General features: G+C 45.3%; 13 protein-coding genes. 12 read left to right on the top strand and 1 reads right to left on the bottom strand.

Annotated elements, in window-relative coordinates; all coding sequences use genetic code 11:
• Window position 1 precedes the first annotated feature (1 nt).
• The 12 genes from BQ9893_RS18905 to BQ9893_RS18850 all read left to right on the top strand — a co-directional run bounded on the left by BQ9893_RS18905 (window position 2) and on the right by BQ9893_RS18850 (window position 14,509).
• A complete protein-coding gene (locus BQ9893_RS18905) occupies window positions 2-1,480 on the top strand; it encodes a flippase (RefSeq protein ID WP_075967493.1) in 1,479 nt (492 codons plus the stop codon).
• Window positions 1,477-2,565 carry a UDP-galactopyranose mutase gene (glf, locus tag BQ9893_RS18900; protein WP_075967492.1) on the top strand — a complete coding sequence of 363 codons (1,089 nt, stop codon included), beginning with the start codon at window positions 1,477-1,479 and terminating at the stop codon, window positions 2,563-2,565. The genes BQ9893_RS18905 and glf overlap by 4 nt, the downstream gene beginning before the upstream one ends.
• A 1-nt stretch (window position 2,566) precedes the next feature.
• Window positions 2,567-3,451: a glycosyltransferase family 2 protein gene (locus BQ9893_RS18895; protein ID WP_075967491.1), complete on the top strand. Its 885-nt coding sequence runs from the start codon at window positions 2,567-2,569 to the stop codon at window positions 3,449-3,451.
• A 1-nt stretch (window position 3,452) separates the two neighbouring features.
• Window positions 3,453-4,730 carry a hypothetical protein gene (locus tag BQ9893_RS18890; RefSeq protein WP_075967490.1) on the top strand — a complete coding sequence of 426 codons (1,278 nt, stop codon included), beginning with the start codon at window positions 3,453-3,455 and terminating at the stop codon, window positions 4,728-4,730.
• Window positions 4,705-5,802: a glycosyltransferase gene (locus BQ9893_RS18885; RefSeq protein WP_075967489.1), complete on the top strand. Its 1,098-nt coding sequence runs from the start codon at window positions 4,705-4,707 to the stop codon at window positions 5,800-5,802. Before BQ9893_RS18890 ends, BQ9893_RS18885 begins: the two co-directional genes overlap by 26 nt.
• Window positions 5,803-5,833: 31 nt before the next feature.
• Window positions 5,834-6,895, top strand: a complete 1,062-nt coding sequence (locus BQ9893_RS18880; protein ID WP_075967488.1) for a glycosyltransferase family 4 protein — start codon at window positions 5,834-5,836, stop codon at window positions 6,893-6,895.
• A gap of 88 nt (window positions 6,896-6,983) precedes the next feature.
• On the top strand, window positions 6,984-8,075 hold the full coding sequence (locus tag BQ9893_RS18875) for a prenyltransferase/squalene oxidase repeat-containing protein (RefSeq protein ID WP_139322625.1): 1,092 nt from the start codon (window positions 6,984-6,986) through the stop codon (window positions 8,073-8,075).
• Window positions 8,072-9,079: a glycosyltransferase family 4 protein gene (locus BQ9893_RS18870; protein WP_075967486.1), complete on the top strand. Its 1,008-nt coding sequence runs from the start codon at window positions 8,072-8,074 to the stop codon at window positions 9,077-9,079. Before BQ9893_RS18875 ends, BQ9893_RS18870 begins: the two co-directional genes overlap by 4 nt.
• On the top strand, window positions 9,069-9,776 hold the full coding sequence (locus BQ9893_RS18865) for a WecB/TagA/CpsF family glycosyltransferase (RefSeq protein WP_075967485.1): 708 nt from the start codon (window positions 9,069-9,071) through the stop codon (window positions 9,774-9,776). Before BQ9893_RS18870 ends, BQ9893_RS18865 begins: the two co-directional genes overlap by 11 nt.
• An 11-nt stretch (window positions 9,777-9,787) precedes the next feature.
• On the top strand, window positions 9,788-10,948 hold the full coding sequence (gene wecB, locus BQ9893_RS18860; protein WP_075967484.1) for a non-hydrolyzing UDP-N-acetylglucosamine 2-epimerase: 1,161 nt from the start codon (window positions 9,788-9,790) through the stop codon (window positions 10,946-10,948).
• A complete protein-coding gene (locus tag BQ9893_RS18855) occupies window positions 10,945-13,389 on the top strand; it encodes an SLBB domain-containing protein (RefSeq protein ID WP_075967483.1) in 2,445 nt (814 codons plus the stop codon). The genes wecB and BQ9893_RS18855 overlap by 4 nt, the downstream gene beginning before the upstream one ends.
• A gap of 4 nt (window positions 13,390-13,393) precedes the next feature.
• The gene (locus BQ9893_RS18850; protein ID WP_075967482.1) at window positions 13,394-14,509 is read left to right on the top strand and encodes a GNVR domain-containing protein; all 1,116 of its coding nucleotides are present in this window, start codon (window positions 13,394-13,396) and stop codon (window positions 14,507-14,509) included.
• Here BQ9893_RS18850 and BQ9893_RS18845 read toward each other — a convergent pair.
• Window positions 14,504-17,350 (bottom strand): bifunctional fucokinase/fucose-1-phosphate guanylyltransferase, encoded by a 2,847-nt coding sequence (locus BQ9893_RS18845; protein WP_075967481.1) that lies wholly within the window; start codon window positions 17,348-17,350, stop codon window positions 14,504-14,506. The two genes, BQ9893_RS18850 and BQ9893_RS18845, sit on opposite strands and share 6 nt — an antisense overlap.
• Window positions 17,351-17,477: the final 127 nt, after the last annotated feature.

Genomic DNA, 17,477 nt, shown 5'->3' with positions numbered 1-17,477 from the left:
GATGAAAATAGCGAACAAGTCCAAATCCATCACCTCAGGTTCAATCAAAAGAAATTTTGTATTGAACCTGTCAAATACGATAACAGCGCTCCTTTTCCCCCTGGTCACGTTTCCTTATGCTTCCCGGATCTTATTTGCAGAAGGCATCGGACGAGTGCAATTCTTTCTGTCGATCATCGATTATATCGCCCTATGTACGGCATTAGGAATTCCTTTGTATGCCGTCCGGGAAATTGCAAGAGTACGGGATGATGCGGTGCTACGGAGTAAGACGACAACCGAAATCCTGCTGCTTCATGCCCTGTTGACGTTAGCGGGTTATGCCGTCGTCTTGTTACTCGCTTTCACGGTTGCGAAAATCGAGGTAGATGTGCCTTTATTCCTGTTGCTCAGTTCGACTTTGTTCTTCAATGCAATCGGAGTTGCCTGGTTCTATCAGGCAATAGAAGATTTTAAATATATTACGATCCGGAGTTTGATTGTTCGCATCGTGTCTCTCGTCGCTCTCTTCGTTTTTGTCAAAGACAAGGACGACTTATTCTATTACGCCGCTATTCTGGTGATCGCAAATGTAGGGGGAAATATATTCAACTTCTTCCGTTTACGAAAATACCTTCTGTTCATTTCCTGGAAAGAGTTAAACCTGTGGAAACATTTGAAGCCGGCTTTACGGATATTCGTCCTGAACCTGATGATCAGCATTTATGTCAATCTCGATTCCATCATGCTGGGTTTTCTCAAAAACGAACAGGCTGTCGGGTTCTATACGGCAGCCACACGGGTAACGAAAGCGGTCATAGGATTAGTTTCATCATTAGGGATGGTTCTTCTTCCCAGGTTCTCCAACATGATCAGCAACAGGCAGCTAAAAGATTTCAGAACTTTGGCAGACAAGGCGATAAGTCTTATTCTTTGTTTATGCCTGCCGATGGCAACAGGGATTATCTTCATGTCGAAGCCAATCATCAAGTTGTTTTGCGGACCAGATTTCACCCCTTCCATACTCACTTTGCAACTGATCGCCCCAACCATTTTCTTCATCGGCCTATCGGGCATCTTGGGTATGCAAATCCTCTATCCACAAGGGAAGGAAAAGCTGGTCATTATAGCAACAGGTACAGGTGCAGTCATCAATTTCACCCTGAATTATCTGCTGATTCCCCGGTACTTTCAGTATGGTGCGGCCATCTCCACTTCGATTGCCGAATTGTCCGTTCTCGTCGTAATAATTCTGATCGGGAAGAAATTTCTCCCTATCCGGTTCATAAGCAGGCAAAACCTACAATATTTCCTGGGTACCCTCCTGATAACGGCTTTTCTCTTTCTTATCAATCATTTAAGACTTGACGACTATCTGAAGCTGCTTATCGGGATACCGGTGTCGGTCGTCTTTTATTGTCTGTATCTCTATGGGCGAAAAGATGCATTCGCCTTACAGATCAAAAATATCCTCGTATCAAAATTAAAATCACATATATGAAAAAGTATGATTATCTGATTGTCGGGAGCGGACTATACGGCTCCGTATTCGCCTACAAAGCAAGACAGGCCGGAAAGAAAACAATCGTCATAGACAAACGTCCGCACCTCGGTGGGAATTTGTATTGCGAAAATATAGAAGGGATCAATGTCCATAAATATGGAGCTCATATTTTCCATACCTCCAACAAGGAAGTATGGGATTTCGTCAACTCCATTGTCGAATTCAACCGGTATACGAACTCACCGATTGCCAACTACAAAGGGAAATTATTTAATCTGCCCTTCAACATGAATACATTCTACACCTTATGGGGTACAAAAACTCCGGAAGAGGCAATGAAAAAGATTGAAGAACAACGAAAGGCATCCGGCATCACCGATCCTCAGAACCTGGAAGAGCAAGCGATCTCACTGGTCGGAAAAGATATCTATGAAATATTAATCAAAGGATATACGGAAAAACAGTGGGGCAGGAAAGCGACGGAAGTTCCGGCATTTATCATCAAAAGGTTACCTGTACGTTTCACATTTGATAATAATTATTTCAACGATCGATATCAAGGTATACCTGTCGGCGGCTATAACAAACTGATAGATGGTTTGCTCGAAGGGACAGAAGTCCGGACAGGGACCGATTTTTTCTCAGACCGCTCCTACTTCGAATCGCTTGCCGAAACGTTAGTCTATACCGGCAAAATAGACGAATTTTATCGTTATCGATTCGGGAAGTTGGCATACAGGAGCCTCCGATTCGAGCAAGAGACACTGGATTATCCTAACTACCAAGGGAATGCAGTTGTCAATTATACAGAAGCAGAAGTACCTTTCACCCGCATTATCGAACACAAGCATTTTGAATTCGGTACACAAAATAAAACTGTTATCACGCGCGAATACTCCACCGAATGGAAAGACAACGATGAACCTTATTATCCCATAAACGATCAGAAAAACAATGATGTTTACAAGCGGTACAAGGAGCTGGCCGACAAAGAGAAGAATATTATATTCGGTGGACGCCTCGCCGAATACAAGTACTACGATATGCACCAGATTGTCGAAGAAGTTCTCAAAAAGTTTTGATATGATCATATATGCATTCATCGTGACTTACAACAGGCTCGATCTGCTTAAAAAAACGATTGCCTGCTTGCAGCACCAGTCTCACCCTATCGACAAATTGTTTATCGTGAACAACGGTTCGACTGATGGCACGGCCGAATGGTTATCCGCCCAACCGGATTTACAGGTGATCCACCAACAAAATATCGGTGGAGCCGGTGGTTTTTCTACCGGGGTCCAACATGCATATATGGAGGGAGCCGATTGGATTTGGATGATGGACGACGATGTTTTTCCGGCTCCTGATTGTCTGGAAACATTACTGAAATATAGCAACCGCTCGCTTTGCCTCCATCCGGCACGGTATTATTCCGATGACGTTTATGTTCCGTGGGGATATCAGTATGACATACGGAAGGATAAAGAGACAAAAATCTCTCCTGAGAACTTCGGGAAAGAGATTTTTTCCGTCAACGTCGGTTGTTTCGAAGGAATGCTCATCCATCGTTCCATCATCGACAAGATCGGTTTTCCGGACAAACGATTTTTCATCACCAGCGATGACCGGATATACGGATATCTCGCCAGCCTGCATACGGATGTCACGCTTGTGCGGGATGCCAAACTGAAACGGCAGGCTCTTTCTTACGAAACGAAAAACAACCCGATGTACACTTACTATGTGATCCGGAATTTCCATCTCCGAAACGAATATTGCCGGAGACTGTCCGGGGACAAGGGATTCACATTTTGGACTAAAGTCCGGTTCGCCCTTGGTCTTTTAAAATCTTATACATACAGGTATTCTCATTTGGAAAAACCGCTCCGGCAGAAAATGAGAAAAGCTGTCCGCAAAGGAACGATAGACTGTCTCAAGAAGAAAACAGGTAACACATTCGCAATCTGAAATGCTGACAATTTCGAAGAATAATATAGATTATATATTCATCTGTATCATCTTGTTGTTTTCGACAAGTGCCAATATATATTTATCAGGTATCCCGGGGTGCATCCTTCTATTTGCATGTACTCTTTCATTTCAGTTCATCCAGGAAAGGAAAATTCTTATCAGCAGTAAATTTGCGCTTTTCATCGGCTTATTATCGGTTTATTTCGGACTGCTCTCTTTCCTGCATCACCAGTTAGAGTATTACAAATTCATCTGCTATTTCACTTATTCGTATGCAGCATATGCCACCATACGGATTGTTTCGGACAAACTTTTGTTTTACCTCGAGACAGCCATAACCATGTTCGCCTACATAAGCGTGTTTTTCTTTTTATGGCAACTTGTCAATCCAGCAAGTCTGTTCTATATCGCCAAACTGATCGGCACACAATACCCGGATGCCCTTGCCTCATCCGAATATCGGTTTGCTTACAACATACTTGTCTACTCGATCAATTCCCCGCTCGACGGATCGTTTACCCGGAACTGCGGATTATTTTTCGAACCAGGATTACATGCTTGTATTCTCTGCTTGGCATTGGCCCTGAACATCATGAGAAACAATCTGAAATTCGAGAGACGTTTTTTCCTGCTCACATGCGTATTGCTGACAACTTTCTCAACAACAGGTTTCATTATCTATCTATTCATTCTGATGGTGGCGGGATACAACCGGTCAAAAAAGTACTCCTTTCTGTTTCTTCCCCTACTCACCCTGATCCTTCTACCTTTTTTGTATTCTGATTTTTTCATTCTGAAAATCACAAATGATTTTGAACAGATGATCAACTACGAACAAGTATTCCAGTTGGCCAAAGAGAGCGATTCCCTACAGACCCCCGGAAGATTGATCTCGCTCCGTTTGGCATTCATAGACTTTCAGCATCACCCGTTTTGGGGTGGAGGGACAAAAGTTTCCTCATTATCCGACCTGTATGGCGGAGAAGTAATGCTGGTAAGCGGATTCGCCATGCTGCTGGTTTATTATGGCATATCGATGGCTATCATATGGATATATGGTTTTTACAGGTTCTCAATATTTGTCCGGTCGTTTTACCAGGTCAAAGGTGGCAAATACCTGCTTTTTTTCGTTTTGCTCTTGATCTCTTTATCATACGAAATCGAGTTCCCTCTCTTTTTCATAATTGCGACTTTACCATTCTTTCATTCATACGAACATAAAACAATACCTCATCCGATAAAAAATAAAAATGAATATATTGCAAGTTATATATAGTCTCTCACAAGGCGGAGCCGAACGCTTTGTCGTCAACCTGTCCAACGAGTTGGCCGAAAAAGGACATAGGGTCACATTAGGAACTTTCCGGGATGACGAAACCGACCCGAAGATGTCATTCAACCGGCAATTTCTGAATAAGAAAGTCCGCTATGTCAATCTGAAGATTTCGCCCGGTTTTTCATTGGAAAAGATAAACCGGATAGAGAATCTCGTAAAAGACACAAGACCGGACATCATCCATTGCCACTTGAATGTAATCCCCTATTTCTACCGATTGGCTATGACCAATCGGAAAACAAAGATATTCCATACTCTGCATAACCTTGCCGAAAAGACGTATGAAAGCAAGTATCAGTTTTACATCAACAAATTCTTTTACGCCAACCGGCTAATCAGGCCTGTTACGATTTCCAGGGAATGTCAGTTTTCATTTGAAAAGCTTTACAAATTACAGGGAGTTCCGAACATAAACAATGGTTGTCCCGAAATACATCCTACCTCTCTGTTCCCTGAAACCCTAAAAGAGGTAGCAAGCTATAAAACAAATGCGGCCGAACCGCTATTCATCCATGTCGCCAGGTTCCATCCGCAAAAGAACCAAGAACTGCTGGTCGATGCTTTTAATAAACTGGCTGCCGGACAGAACCGGTTTACACTTCTTATTATCGGGAATGGCTTCGACACACCGAAAGGATTAGAATTGCAACAAAAAGCATGTCGGAATATTCATTTTTTAGGGCTCAAAGCAAATGTCAGTGATTATCTGCTCTGCTCCGATGCTTTCTGCCTGACATCACACTACGAAGGATTGCCCATCAGTTTGCTGGAAGCCTTGTCATGCGGATGTGTTCCCATCTGTACGGCAGTAGGAGGAATAACCGATGTGATCGAAGATAAGGTAGAAGGTTATCTCTCGAAAGATTTGTCGGTCGATTCATATCTTACAGCAATAAAAGCATTCATGAATTGTCCGGGATATATAAGCAAGAAGGTATTGAAAACGCATTTCAAAAATAATTATTCGATGGGACAATGCACCGACAAATATCTACAACTTTATCGCTCATGAAGTAAATATCCATATTCCAAAACATAAAAAGATGAGACAACTAAAAGTATTATTCACAGTGCCTTCACTATCTTTGATCGGTGGCGTTGCCAATCATTACTCCGGATTGAAAAGCTATTGGACGGAAAATGTCAAATACAATATAATAGGAAAAAGGCATAACATAAAAGGAATATATTGGTTACCTTTTGATATTCTCAAGTTTACTCTGAATTTAATATTCTTCTCTCCGGATATCGTCATATTAAACCCATCTCTGGGAGTGTCTGCACTAAAAAGAGATACCATATTCCTAACACTAAGTAGGTTATTCCGCAGAAACACGGCCTTGTTTTTCCACGGTTTCAACGAAAATACAGTTACAAACATCGACAAAAAGAGATTAGCAAAAACATTGAATCGGAATGTATGCATATTCGTTTTGGCAAGGAGCTTTAAAAAGACATTAGAAATGTGGGGAGTAAAAGTTCCTATTTACATAATGACAACCAAAGTTGATGACAGGCTCGTTGATAATTTTGACATCCATTCCCGTAGCGGGAACATTCGGAACATTCTTTTTTTATCACGTATCACCATTGAAAAAGGAATATTTATAGCAATACAGGCTTACCGGAAATTACAGAAACTTCACCCACATCTGAAACTTACGATCGTCGGGGAAGGAGAGGCCTTAAAAGAGGCACAGGTTTTCTGCGCAAAAAACAATTTACAACAAGTCATATTCACTGGCCCTTTGCAAGGCGAGAAATTGAAAGAAGCCTTCCGTAAAGGAGATTTATATTTATTCCCGTCATTTCATGAAGGAATGCCAACCTCTGTTTTGGAAGCTATGGCTTTTGGAATTCCAGTCATAACACGCCCGGTAGGAGGCTTGGTCGATTTTTTCGAGAATGAGAAGATGGGGAAAATGGTCGATAGCATAAAACCTTCCGATTTTACTGAAGCAATAGAATCTCTTCTTACGAATGTCAATCTGGTAAAACAAATATCCTTATACAATTATCAATATGCACAAAAGCATTTTCTGGCATCCCGGATTGCACTTGACATGGAAAACAAACTCAAAGCTGTTTTAGACTTTAAAGAATAACGTTAAGAACAATATGGTAAAGACTTCCTATCTCAATCAAATGATAGACGGGCTGGACAAATGGCTGCAATCCATCCGCTTCTGTTATATGGAATGCAATTACATTCCGGAAAAATTATTGACGAATAATCACCGTTTAAATGTGATTTTAAGAACATTCTTCCGTCTTTCTCCCATCAATCTCAGAGGAAACAGAAAAGGAGATGCCTATCCTTTGACACCGCAAGCAAATGTCGCATTATTGAAAGCCTATAACTTATCAAAAGACAAAGAGATCATCCAGATGCTTCTTAAACGAATATGGAAGCTCCGTTCAACAAAGACAAAACATTTTGCATTAAAGCAAGGTATAAAAATATCTATCAGTTTATATGAAAATGATAAAGAAGACCCCACCCCATTAAATACGGTATGGTTCGGACAATTCCTTTTGGAAGAGCAAGCTGGGATATTCAGTAAACAAGATAAAAAAGAACTTTTGCTATCCATATCGGATTATTTAATAGAAGAATCGGGCTATAACGATCACCATTCGGAAGGAGTCTATTTTTATTACGGACCTACACTGAAAAAAGAGATCTATAACGCCAGCTCTTTAATAAGCTCCTTCCTGCTACGTGTCGGTCATTTATACGATATTCAACTCTATAAAACACTCGGTGAGCGAGGTATCCAATATATCGTGAATAAACAAAATGACGACGGCAGTTGGTTTTATGCCTCTCCCCCCGAAATAAAATCGATCGATTGTTTCCACCAATCCTATATTTTACAAGCTCTTTGTATGGCAAAAGATTATCTGCCATTTGATATTTCCATAAGTATAGAAAAAGGAATCCGCTATTACCGGCAGAACTTATTTAAAAAGTACGGCGATCTGGTTATTCCGATTCGGTATGACAAAAGATATCCGCCCCGAAACACATGGTTATTCCAACTTGTCGATGGAAGAGATATTGCCGAAGCTTTAATTTTTTTTTCCAAATATAGCTATGACGAAACAATGATAAACGGGTTGCTATCCTATCTGTATAAAGAATTTCATAACAAAAAGACAGGCGCTTTTGCCAGTGAGATTCTAATATGGGGTAAGAACAAAATCCCCTATATCGAATTTCAGGCTTGGTTTCTATATGCTTTAAAGATTGTTTCATCTTCTATCAAAAAAGAATCGATATGAAAATTATTTCAAACTATCCCAATTTTAAGAACAAGGGGGGAGCTCAGGATATCACCATTCAATTAGCAAAAAAGCTGAATGGAAATATACCAATCGTATTGACAGACACCCCTATGGATAAAATACATCCGGACTATAAAAAAGAGAATATACATTTTGAAAAATTCAGTATTTATTCGATTTTCAAATATAATGCCCCAGACACAGTATTTCTATCCCATCACCGTTCTCAAACTTCACGTTTGATGTTTTTAAACTTTTTCTTCGCCGGGAAATTAAAAATTATACATGTGGCTCACAATACTTTCACAAACTTAAAACCACTCACCTGGTTACCGGAAAGAATCGTAGCCATCTCCAATGGCGTGAAACAAAATCTCATTAACTATTTTCATATAAAAAGCGACAGGATAACCGTCATTTTCAACGGGATAGAAGATATCTTCCGCAATACTCATAACAGACAAGACAGAAGCGAAATAAGAGTCTTATTAGCCGGGCGTATCTGTCCTGTAAAACAACAAACAGAATTAGTCAAACAAACCAAAGGAAAACTATTGTCTCATATCAAGTTCTATTTTGCCGGTACCGGAGCACAAATGGATGAGCTGAAACAGGAGATCGGAAAATCAGACCAGTATTTTGTATTAGGGCAAATAGATATCGGAAAGGAAATGCCCGAATACGATTATGTCTGTCTGTTTTCCAAGAATGAAGGGTTAGGACTGACCTTGATTGAAGGGTGTATGTTCGGAAAACCATTAATATCGAATGATCTGGCAAGTGTACAAGATGTCAATATAAACGGTTATAATGGTTTTGTCGCAGACACGTGGGAAAAACTCGTCATTTGCCTGAACTCACTGCCTTTGCCCAACTCTGAAAAATATCAATCCTTATCCAAACATTCGAGAGCTCTTTATGAAAAACGCTTCAGGGCTTCCACTATGATAAATGAATATAAAACAATCATTCAATCTTTTTCAAATCAGAATGAACGATAGCAGAATAAAAATAAACGGAATAAAAGTCCACCCTTTTCCCTCGGATTCCAGTTTGCTGGAGTATGTGGGGGAACATAAAGGAATATTGGTGGCGATAAATGCAGAGAAAATACTGCATGCGAACGAACAGATGCGGGATATCGTGAACAGGAATATCGGGTATTGCGATGGCATAGGAGCTGTCATGGCGGTACGGCGGCACGGAGCCGGAGATGCCGTCAAGATCGCGGGATGTGAACTGTGGCTGAAGATTATAAAAAACTTGTACCCAAAAGGAAAGACGTTCTACCTGATCGGGAGTAAACAACCCGTGATAGAGAAGACCGTCACCCGATTGAAAGAAGATTTTCCTGGAATCAGGATAGCCGGCTACCGGAATGGATACATACAGGCAGAGATAGAGCAAAAAGAACTGATCGAAGAGATCAAGAGAAAACGGCCGGATGTTGTCTTCGTCGCAATGGGATCACCCAAACAAGAGCTCTTGATGGAAGAAATGCATCAGGCACATCCTGCGATCTACCAAGGGTTGGGAGGGAGTTTCGATGTCTATACCGGAAATGTGAAACGGGCACCCGAATGGTGGGTGAAACACAATATCGAATTTGCATACCGCCTATTGAAGCAGCCCTCACGCATCAAACGACAGATACATTTAATCAAATTCCTGATACTGGTCAAGACAGGAAAAATCTAAACAGAAACATCATGAAGAAAATTATGCTTGTCTTCGGCACTCGCCCCGAAGCAATTAAAATGGCGCCATTGATAAAAGCGTTCCAACAGAAAAAAAATAAATTCGAGACCATTGTCTGCGTTACCGGACAGCACAGGGAGATGCTGGACCAAGTATTGAGACTTTTCAACATCCGGCCCGATTACGATCTCAACATCATGAGGCAGGGACAGGATCTATACGACGTAACAGCCCGAGTGTTGACAGGGATGCGAGACGTCCTGCAGGAAGCAAAGCCTGATATCGTCCTGGTTCATGGAGACACCACAACTTCAACGGCTGCAGCACTTGCCGCCTTCTACGGGCAAATACCGGTAGGGCATGTAGAAGCGGGACTGCGTACGCATAACATCTACAGCCCCTGGCCCGAAGAAATGAACAGACAGATCACGGGGAGGATTGCAACCTGGCATTTCGCCCCTACCGCCTTGAGCCGGAACAATTTGCTACAGGAAGGTGTCGATGCGGACAATATCCATATTACCGGAAACACTGTGATCGATACTCTTTATCACGTTGTCTCAACAATTCGTGAGAATCCAACCTTACGCCAGCAACTCAACATCCAATTGAGATCCGCAGGTTATAAAACCGCGTATTTTGCGGAACAAAGCCGTCGCAAAATGGTTTTAATAACAGGCCACCGCCGGGAAAATTTCGGCGACGGATTCATCCAGATATGCCAAGCAATCAAGACTTTGGCTGAACGGTATACAGAGGTGGACTTTGTCTATCCCATGCACTTGAACCCAAATGTCAGGAAACCCATTCACGAGGTATTCAGGAATGCTCATCTTTCCAATCTGTTTTTTATAGAGCCGTTGGAATATCTGCCTTTCGTCTATCTAATGGAGAAGTCGACACTCGTCCTGACCGACAGTGGTGGTATACAAGAAGAGGCTCCGGGTTTAGGAAAACCGGTACTTGTTATGCGTGACACCACGGAACGGCCGGAAGCGCTTGACGCAGGAACGGTGAAGTTGGTTGGAACGGATTACGACCGGATTGTGAATGAGGTATCCCGCTTGCTGGACGACAATACTTATTATAACCGTATGAGCCAGGCAATAAATCCCTATGGAGACGGGACTGCCAGCCAACGAATCGTTCAAACAATAGAAAAAGTAATATGAAAAATCTTGACAAAGAACAAGCCGTATTATGCCGGCTAAAACCGTCTGGCCGCCAACGGACGAGACAACGGCGCCCGGTACAATGTTTCTTCGGATTCCTGCTTCTGCTGGTATCGACCACCATACAGGCACAAATACCACAGGAACTGATCGATAAAGCCCGTGCCGCCGGGATAACGGAGGAACAGATACAAAAAGAAATAACCAAACAGGGGAAAGAACAAAACGGAATCAACCAAATCATTTATCCGCCTACGGAAAACACCGTATCCGACCGTTCCCTTTCTGCCCAACAGACGCTTCCTTCGCTAACGGAACAGCGCAACGAGCATAAGCCGGAACAACCTTTGGAAAATATTGTTTTCGGACGCGAGATTTTTTCCGATAAGAATTTGACATTCGAACCGGAGTTGAACATACCGACGCCTAAAAATTATGTTCTATCGGCAGGAGACGAGTTACTGATCAATGTCTGGGGAGATTCGGAGCTGAATCTGAAACTCAGTATTTCTCCCGACGGGACAATCCTGATCCCCAATGTCGGTCCGGTATCCCTGAGCGGACTGACTATCGAAGCGGCAGAGAACCGTATCCGGCAAGAATTGGGGAAAATCATGGCAACGCTCGATGGCAACCAACCCAACACGTTTGTTTCTGTCGGACTGGGACAGATCCGCAGCATCAAAGTCAATATTGTCGGTGAGGCTGTTGCACCCGGAACTTATACACTCTCGTCGCTCGCCACGCTTTTCAACGCCCTTTATGCGGCAGGAGGGGTAAACGACATAGGTTCGCTACGAAACATCAAGATATACAGGAACAGCAAAGAGATCGCCAACCTCGATGTGTATGACTATCTGCTGAACGGCAAATACGACACGAATATACGCCTGGAAGACAACGACATGATTATTATCGGACCTTACGAACAGCTTGTCACCGCTGCCGGAAAAGTAAAAAGAGACCGCACCTATGAACTCCGGCGGGGAGAGACGCTTGCCGACCTGCTCGACATGGCAGGCGGGTTTACGGGCGATGCCTACACCGGCAGCATACGGGTGAAACGCAAAGCCGGAGACCGCTACAAGATTGCCTCTGTCAATGAAGAACAGTTCCAGACATTCGTACTGCAAGACGGCGATTCGCTGATGGTCGATTCAGTCATTCCTTTCTACGATAACCGGATCATCATTTCCGGTGCCGTCTGGCGTCCAGGTGAATACGAACTGAGCCCGGACGTGCACACCGTCAGGCAATTGATCGGACAGGCATCGGGCCTTAAAGGAGATGAGTTTGCCGGACGCGCACAGATCACAAGGCTCAACCCGGATTTCACCAGTTCGGTGATCGCCATCAATATTGTAGACATTTTGAACGGGAAAGCTCCTGACATCGAATTGCAGAAAGAAGACCGGCTCTATATACCTTCTCTGTTTGACCTTCGTGAACCTTATACGATCAAAGTCAGCGGAGCAGTCAACGCTCCCGACACCGTACTACCTTTCCGTAAGAACTTGACGGTTGAGGATGTTATCGTCCTCGCCGGCGGCCTGCGTGAAGCGGCATCGATCATCAATGTGGAAGTGGCACGACGGATCAAAGACCCGTCCGCCACCCGAAGCAGCAACCAAACGGCCGAGACTTTTAGCTTTACCCTCGATGAAGGGCTGGCAGTCACCTCCGGCGATACGCTTTTCACCCTCGAACCTTTCGATGAAGTGTTCGTCCGTTTTTCTCCCGGTTATCAGGAGCAACAAGTCGTAAAGGTCGGAGGCGAGATCACTTTTACAGGCAGCTATGCTTTAAAGAAAAAAAACACGCGTTTAAGCGAACTGATCGTACAGTCGGGAGGCATCACTCCGGATGCCTATGTACGGGGAGCCAGCCTGAAGCGGAAACTGACGACGGACGAGTTGCGCCAGATCGAGACTCTCCTGCAATTGAGTAACAACAGCAAGCAGAGTCGTGACTCGATCACCGTTTCACTTGCCAACCTGAAAGAATACCCCGTAGGCATCGATCTGCAAAAGGCACTCGCCCATCCGGGAAGTGCCGACGACCTGGTGTTGCGCGACGGAGATGTGCTCTATATCCCCCAACAACAAAGCACGGTGAAGGTGAGCGGTTCCGTCACCTACCCCAACAGCGTGACCTATACGAAAGGGATGAACGTCCGCGACTGCCTCTCGCAAGCCGGAGGCTACAACGACATTGCCCGCAAGTATCCGATCGTCATCTATATGAATGGAAAAGTGGCGACTACACAGCGTAAGATGATTTTTTTCAAACGCTACCCCAAGGTCGAACCGGGCTGCGAAATCGTAGTGCCTGCCAAGACGCAACGTGACCGCCGGACAAGCCTGGCAGAGATCATGAGTGTCGGCAGTTCCGTCACTTCAATGGCTGCAATGATAACGTCAATGGTTAATCTCCTAAAGTAAACAGATGGATAAGAACAATCATACCCCGTCGTCTCCACTACCGGAGATCGACTTGATCGCTCTCGCCGGTTACCTGTGGAAAAAGCGGCGTTTCTTCGGCAAATGTTGCGGGATTGCAACAGTGGTAGGGCTCATCATTGCATTCAGCATACCCAAAGAATTTTCCACAACGGTGAAACTGGCTCCCGAAACGACCAATGCCACAGGCAAGATGGGCAGCCTCGGCGGGCTGGCGGCAATGGCAGGGATAGACATTGGCTCGGCCTCCGGCCAGGATGCTTTGTCGCCGAACCTCTATCCCGACATTGTGCACAGTACACCTTTCCTGTTGGAGCTTTTCCCCGAAAAGGTGACCGACAAAGAGAAGAAATACACGATTTCTTTATACGATTACATGGCCGACCATCAGCGTTCCGCCTGGTGGACCATTCTTGTGAAAGCGCCTTTAAAAGGGATCGCGGCCTTTCGTTCGTTTCTCTCCGACAATGAAGAGAACGATGGCCGGCTCAACCCCTTCCGGCTCACCCACAAACAAGAAGAGGTACTGAAAAGTCTACGCCAACGCATCACGGTCTTTGTCGATAAGAAGACACAGGTCGTTACTCTCGGTGTCGACATGCAAGACCCGCTAATCTCGGCCGACGTGGCACACAGTATCGTGATAAAACTGCAAACCTACATCACGCATTACCGTACACAGAAAGCAAAGAAAGACATGGAATTTACGGAAAAAGTACTAAAAGAGTCCCGCAGTGCCTATTACAAAGCACAGCAAGCCTATGCAGCTTTTGAAGACAGCAACAAAAACATCATCTCCGCCAGTTACCGTACCGAGCAAGAACGTTTACGCAATGAGATGACTCTTACATTCAATGTATATAACACGCTGGCACAAAAACTCGAACAGGACAAACTCCGGGTACAGGAACAAACGCCGGTCTACACCATTATCGAACCGGCAACCGTTCCTCTCAAAGCATCCTCTCCCCAAAAATTGTTGATTCTGGCAGCATTCGTCTTCCTTGCCTTCATCGGGGGATGCGGATACTTGCTCATCAAGGAATATGCGAACTTTTCACCATCGGAATCCGAAGTCCAAGACCCGCAAAAGGCTTTATGACCGGCTCACCTGCAGTCCTTTATCCGACAAACTCATTTCGACAAAACGGGCATTGCCATTTTGCGGGTCAGTCGTGAGAAGCCGGCGGATCTGCAAAGAGGCTTCCGGGTCTTTGGCTACGATATAAAGGTAACCACCTCCGCCGGCACCGGGAAGTTTATAGCCCAGAGCATACTCTTTGATACGAGAGATAAGCCGTTCTACGGCAGGCGGATTTGTCCCGGCATCAAGTGCCTTGTTTTGTTCCCAACTTTTACCGACCAACCGTCCATAAGAAGCGAAATCACCTCGAAGGATCGCCTCGTACATATCTAATGCATGCACCTTCATTTCGGAAAGCAGACGAAGATGCGTACCACTGTTTAAGAACATTCCACGTACAATTTCAGCAAGGATATCTTTCGCCGTACGGGTAATCCCTGTATAGTAAAGCAGGTGGCAAGCACGATATTCGGGTTCGGTAAAAAGATATTCCGGCAACCAACGTACCGATGGGTTCTGGTGGAAGCCCTCACCCGTCTGCAACAGTTTCAATCCATGCAACACGCCACCGTACTGGTCTTGCCAGCCCCCTCCGGTCGTGAGCAACTGCTCAAGGATCAGCGTCCGGTTACCAATCTCGTTCTTATCCCACGCCAAACCACAAAAATCCGACAACGCACCCAATACCGTAGCTGCGAGGATCGAACTTGTTCCCAAACCGGAACCGGCCGGGATTGCAGCCAGCAAGGTCACCTCCAACCCACAACCGAATGCTTTCAACTGCTCTTCCAGCGAAGCATAACGACCTGCAGAGAATTCGGGTGTAAACCCGGCCAGAGCCAACGCCGCTTTCGGGATAGAGAAAGGAGAACCGACCTTGTTAAAGTTACGCAGTTCGTCCCAAGTCGAGATACTCTCCATCGCCCCGATGTCGATAGAACGAAGAATGATACGATACTCGCGAGCCGGCTTCACATAAACCTGTAAGGGAGGCTGCCCGTTCAACTCGATCGCCACGTTCACGACATTGCCGCCGGCATACATACAGTAAGGAGGCGTATCCGTCCAGCCTCCCGCCAAGTCGATACGCACAGGACTGCGCCCCCAGACAATCTGATCGCGATAGACATTAAGGCGAGGAGCCTGTTTCTCCTCTGCAATCGTACCGATCAAGCCTTCACGCAACAGTGAGAATGCCTGCTGCTGTTCCACCATCCCCCGTTCATCACCAGAAAGTTGCAGAACACGGGCACGGAACATATGGTCATGCACACGCTTCATCAACGGTGCTTCTGCCGGCAAGGCCTCTGGTAGCGCAATTCCTCCGGAGACAAATTCAGAAGCGGCATCAGCCAGATCCAACTGATAGAAAATACTTTTATCATGATTAGCTGCAAGCATCGGCCAGTTTTTCTTTCTGAACGCTTCGCGCTGGGCAAACAAACGACGGAGATTCGCACAGTCGGAAAGTCGGTTTGCAGACATTTTTTCAGCCGTTTTCCATACCCGGCCTCCTTCATCCAGATGGGGTTCGGAGACCATCCAGCGCAATGCGACTTCCAGTTCGTCCACACTCCGACAGACAGGGAACAAAGCTGCATTCTGTATGTCGGTACACTCCGGCAGGCTGATCTCCCGCTCCGCAGCCCATTCCACGATGGGACGCCCCATAAAGAGCGTTGATTCATCCGCCGTATTTCCTTTGAAAGTATCATTGAAACCATACGGACGCGCCACCCAACCTTCGTCTCCGAAAGGCACGACATCAATGCACACACCGGAAGGAATGTGCAACTCCCAATCGTTCACCGGAACACCCGTAATCACATGCCGATCGGCAAGACTCCACCGTTTCCCGACAAAACTGTTTTCGATCCACAGTTCGGAATTGCCGGAGGTCAGTGAACAACAAACTTCAGCATTCTGAACAAACATGGCCGGATGCGGTTTTACCTTACGTTGCATGATTGCCCGTTGGTCACGTACAAGGTTCTGCACCGACAGCGTCGAGGAAATCAGTTCGCGGCTCGTACCATAATGGTAAAACTCTCCTCCCGGCAACGGCAAGATAGCAACGGTCAGCGCATTCAATTCTTCGTCGGTTATGCGCGGATGAACTCCGAGAGCAAGACCGAACTCAGAATACAGGTCGTATTCCTTCATCTGTTTTCCGTCCGGATAGTAAGAATGTTTCATCAACAGTTCCACCGCCCGGTCACTGAGCAACCAGACTCCTATATCCATCAGGAAAAGATGCGTGCCCGCCAAGCGTCCCAACTCGTCGAGAGTAGGTTTCTGAAGCATGAAATCGAGCTGGTCGGGAGATTTGCGGTCCGACACAAAGACTCCGTGGCGAGTGGCAAGTACAGGATCCACCCACAAGCCGTAACAAACAACATCGGCCTCAGGGATCTCCTGCAACGGCTCGCTGTTACGCAGGTAGACATCGCCACTGGCAATCAACGTATGCAACGAATCCGGTGCTTTGCGCATGATCTCCTCATACAGCGGTAGTTGGAGTGAAAGGAGGTTTTGAGACAATTTCTGTCCCCTCGCCCACCTGAACACCGGAATGGGTGTCAATATCTTGCCCGAAGGAGCATATCCGGGCAAACGTCGGCTCTGCCCTCCCGCATGCAGTAAAATTCGCTTTTCACGCGCCAGCCATTCTCCGGCAGTCAACGCTCCGGCAGTTTCATCGTCCCGACGGCAAGCTTCAAGCAACCAAGTCGTTCCTCCACCTGATCCCAGACGGGCACCTACCGGATCGGACGTACAAAACCAATCCGCCGGATCGGCATTCGCTATCTCATGAAAACAGCCAACCAGGTTAGGCGGCAGTGACAATAATTTCTTCATATCCCACTATTCTTTCCGGCAAAAATACTCCTTTCCCCTTTCACTGCGTAAAATTTAATTTAATTTTTATTTTCAGAGGCTGTTTCGTTTAAATTATTATATCCACCTTTGTAGAGGGAATGCACTC

This window comes from Parabacteroides massiliensis (assembly GCF_900155425.1).
GTDB lineage: Bacteria > Bacteroidota > Bacteroidia > Bacteroidales > Tannerellaceae > Parabacteroides > Parabacteroides massiliensis.
The sequence above is the reverse complement of the archived record's forward strand: the minus strand, read 5'-3'. Positions and strand labels throughout refer to the sequence as shown.

Excerpts from the sequence above, each read along its gene's own strand:
- BQ9893_RS18905 (WP_075967493.1), top strand. The coding sequence starts at position 2 with ATGAAAATAGCGAACAAGTCCAAATCCATCACCTCAGGTTCAATCAAA.
- glf (WP_075967492.1), top strand. The coding sequence starts at position 1,477 with ATGAAAAAGTATGATTATCTGATTGTCGGGAGCGGACTATACGGCTCC.
- BQ9893_RS18895 (WP_075967491.1), top strand. The coding sequence starts at position 2,567 with ATGATCATATATGCATTCATCGTGACTTACAACAGGCTCGATCTGCTT.
- BQ9893_RS18890 (WP_075967490.1), top strand. The coding sequence starts at position 3,453 with ATGCTGACAATTTCGAAGAATAATATAGATTATATATTCATCTGTATC.
- BQ9893_RS18885 (WP_075967489.1), top strand. The coding sequence starts at position 4,705 with ATGAATATATTGCAAGTTATATATAGTCTCTCACAAGGCGGAGCCGAA.
- BQ9893_RS18880 (WP_075967488.1), top strand. The coding sequence starts at position 5,834 with ATGAGACAACTAAAAGTATTATTCACAGTGCCTTCACTATCTTTGATC.
- BQ9893_RS18875 (WP_139322625.1), top strand. The coding sequence starts at position 6,984 with ATGGAATGCAATTACATTCCGGAAAAATTATTGACGAATAATCACCGT.
- BQ9893_RS18870 (WP_075967486.1), top strand. The coding sequence starts at position 8,072 with ATGAAAATTATTTCAAACTATCCCAATTTTAAGAACAAGGGGGGAGCT.
- BQ9893_RS18865 (WP_075967485.1), top strand. The coding sequence starts at position 9,069 with ATGAACGATAGCAGAATAAAAATAAACGGAATAAAAGTCCACCCTTTT.
- wecB (WP_075967484.1), top strand. The coding sequence starts at position 9,788 with ATGAAGAAAATTATGCTTGTCTTCGGCACTCGCCCCGAAGCAATTAAA.
- BQ9893_RS18855 (WP_075967483.1), top strand. The coding sequence starts at position 10,945 with ATGAAAAATCTTGACAAAGAACAAGCCGTATTATGCCGGCTAAAACCG.
- BQ9893_RS18850 (WP_075967482.1), top strand. The coding sequence starts at position 13,394 with ATGGATAAGAACAATCATACCCCGTCGTCTCCACTACCGGAGATCGAC.
- BQ9893_RS18845 (WP_075967481.1), bottom strand. The coding sequence starts at position 17,350 with ATGAAGAAATTATTGTCACTGCCGCCTAACCTGGTTGGCTGTTTTCAT.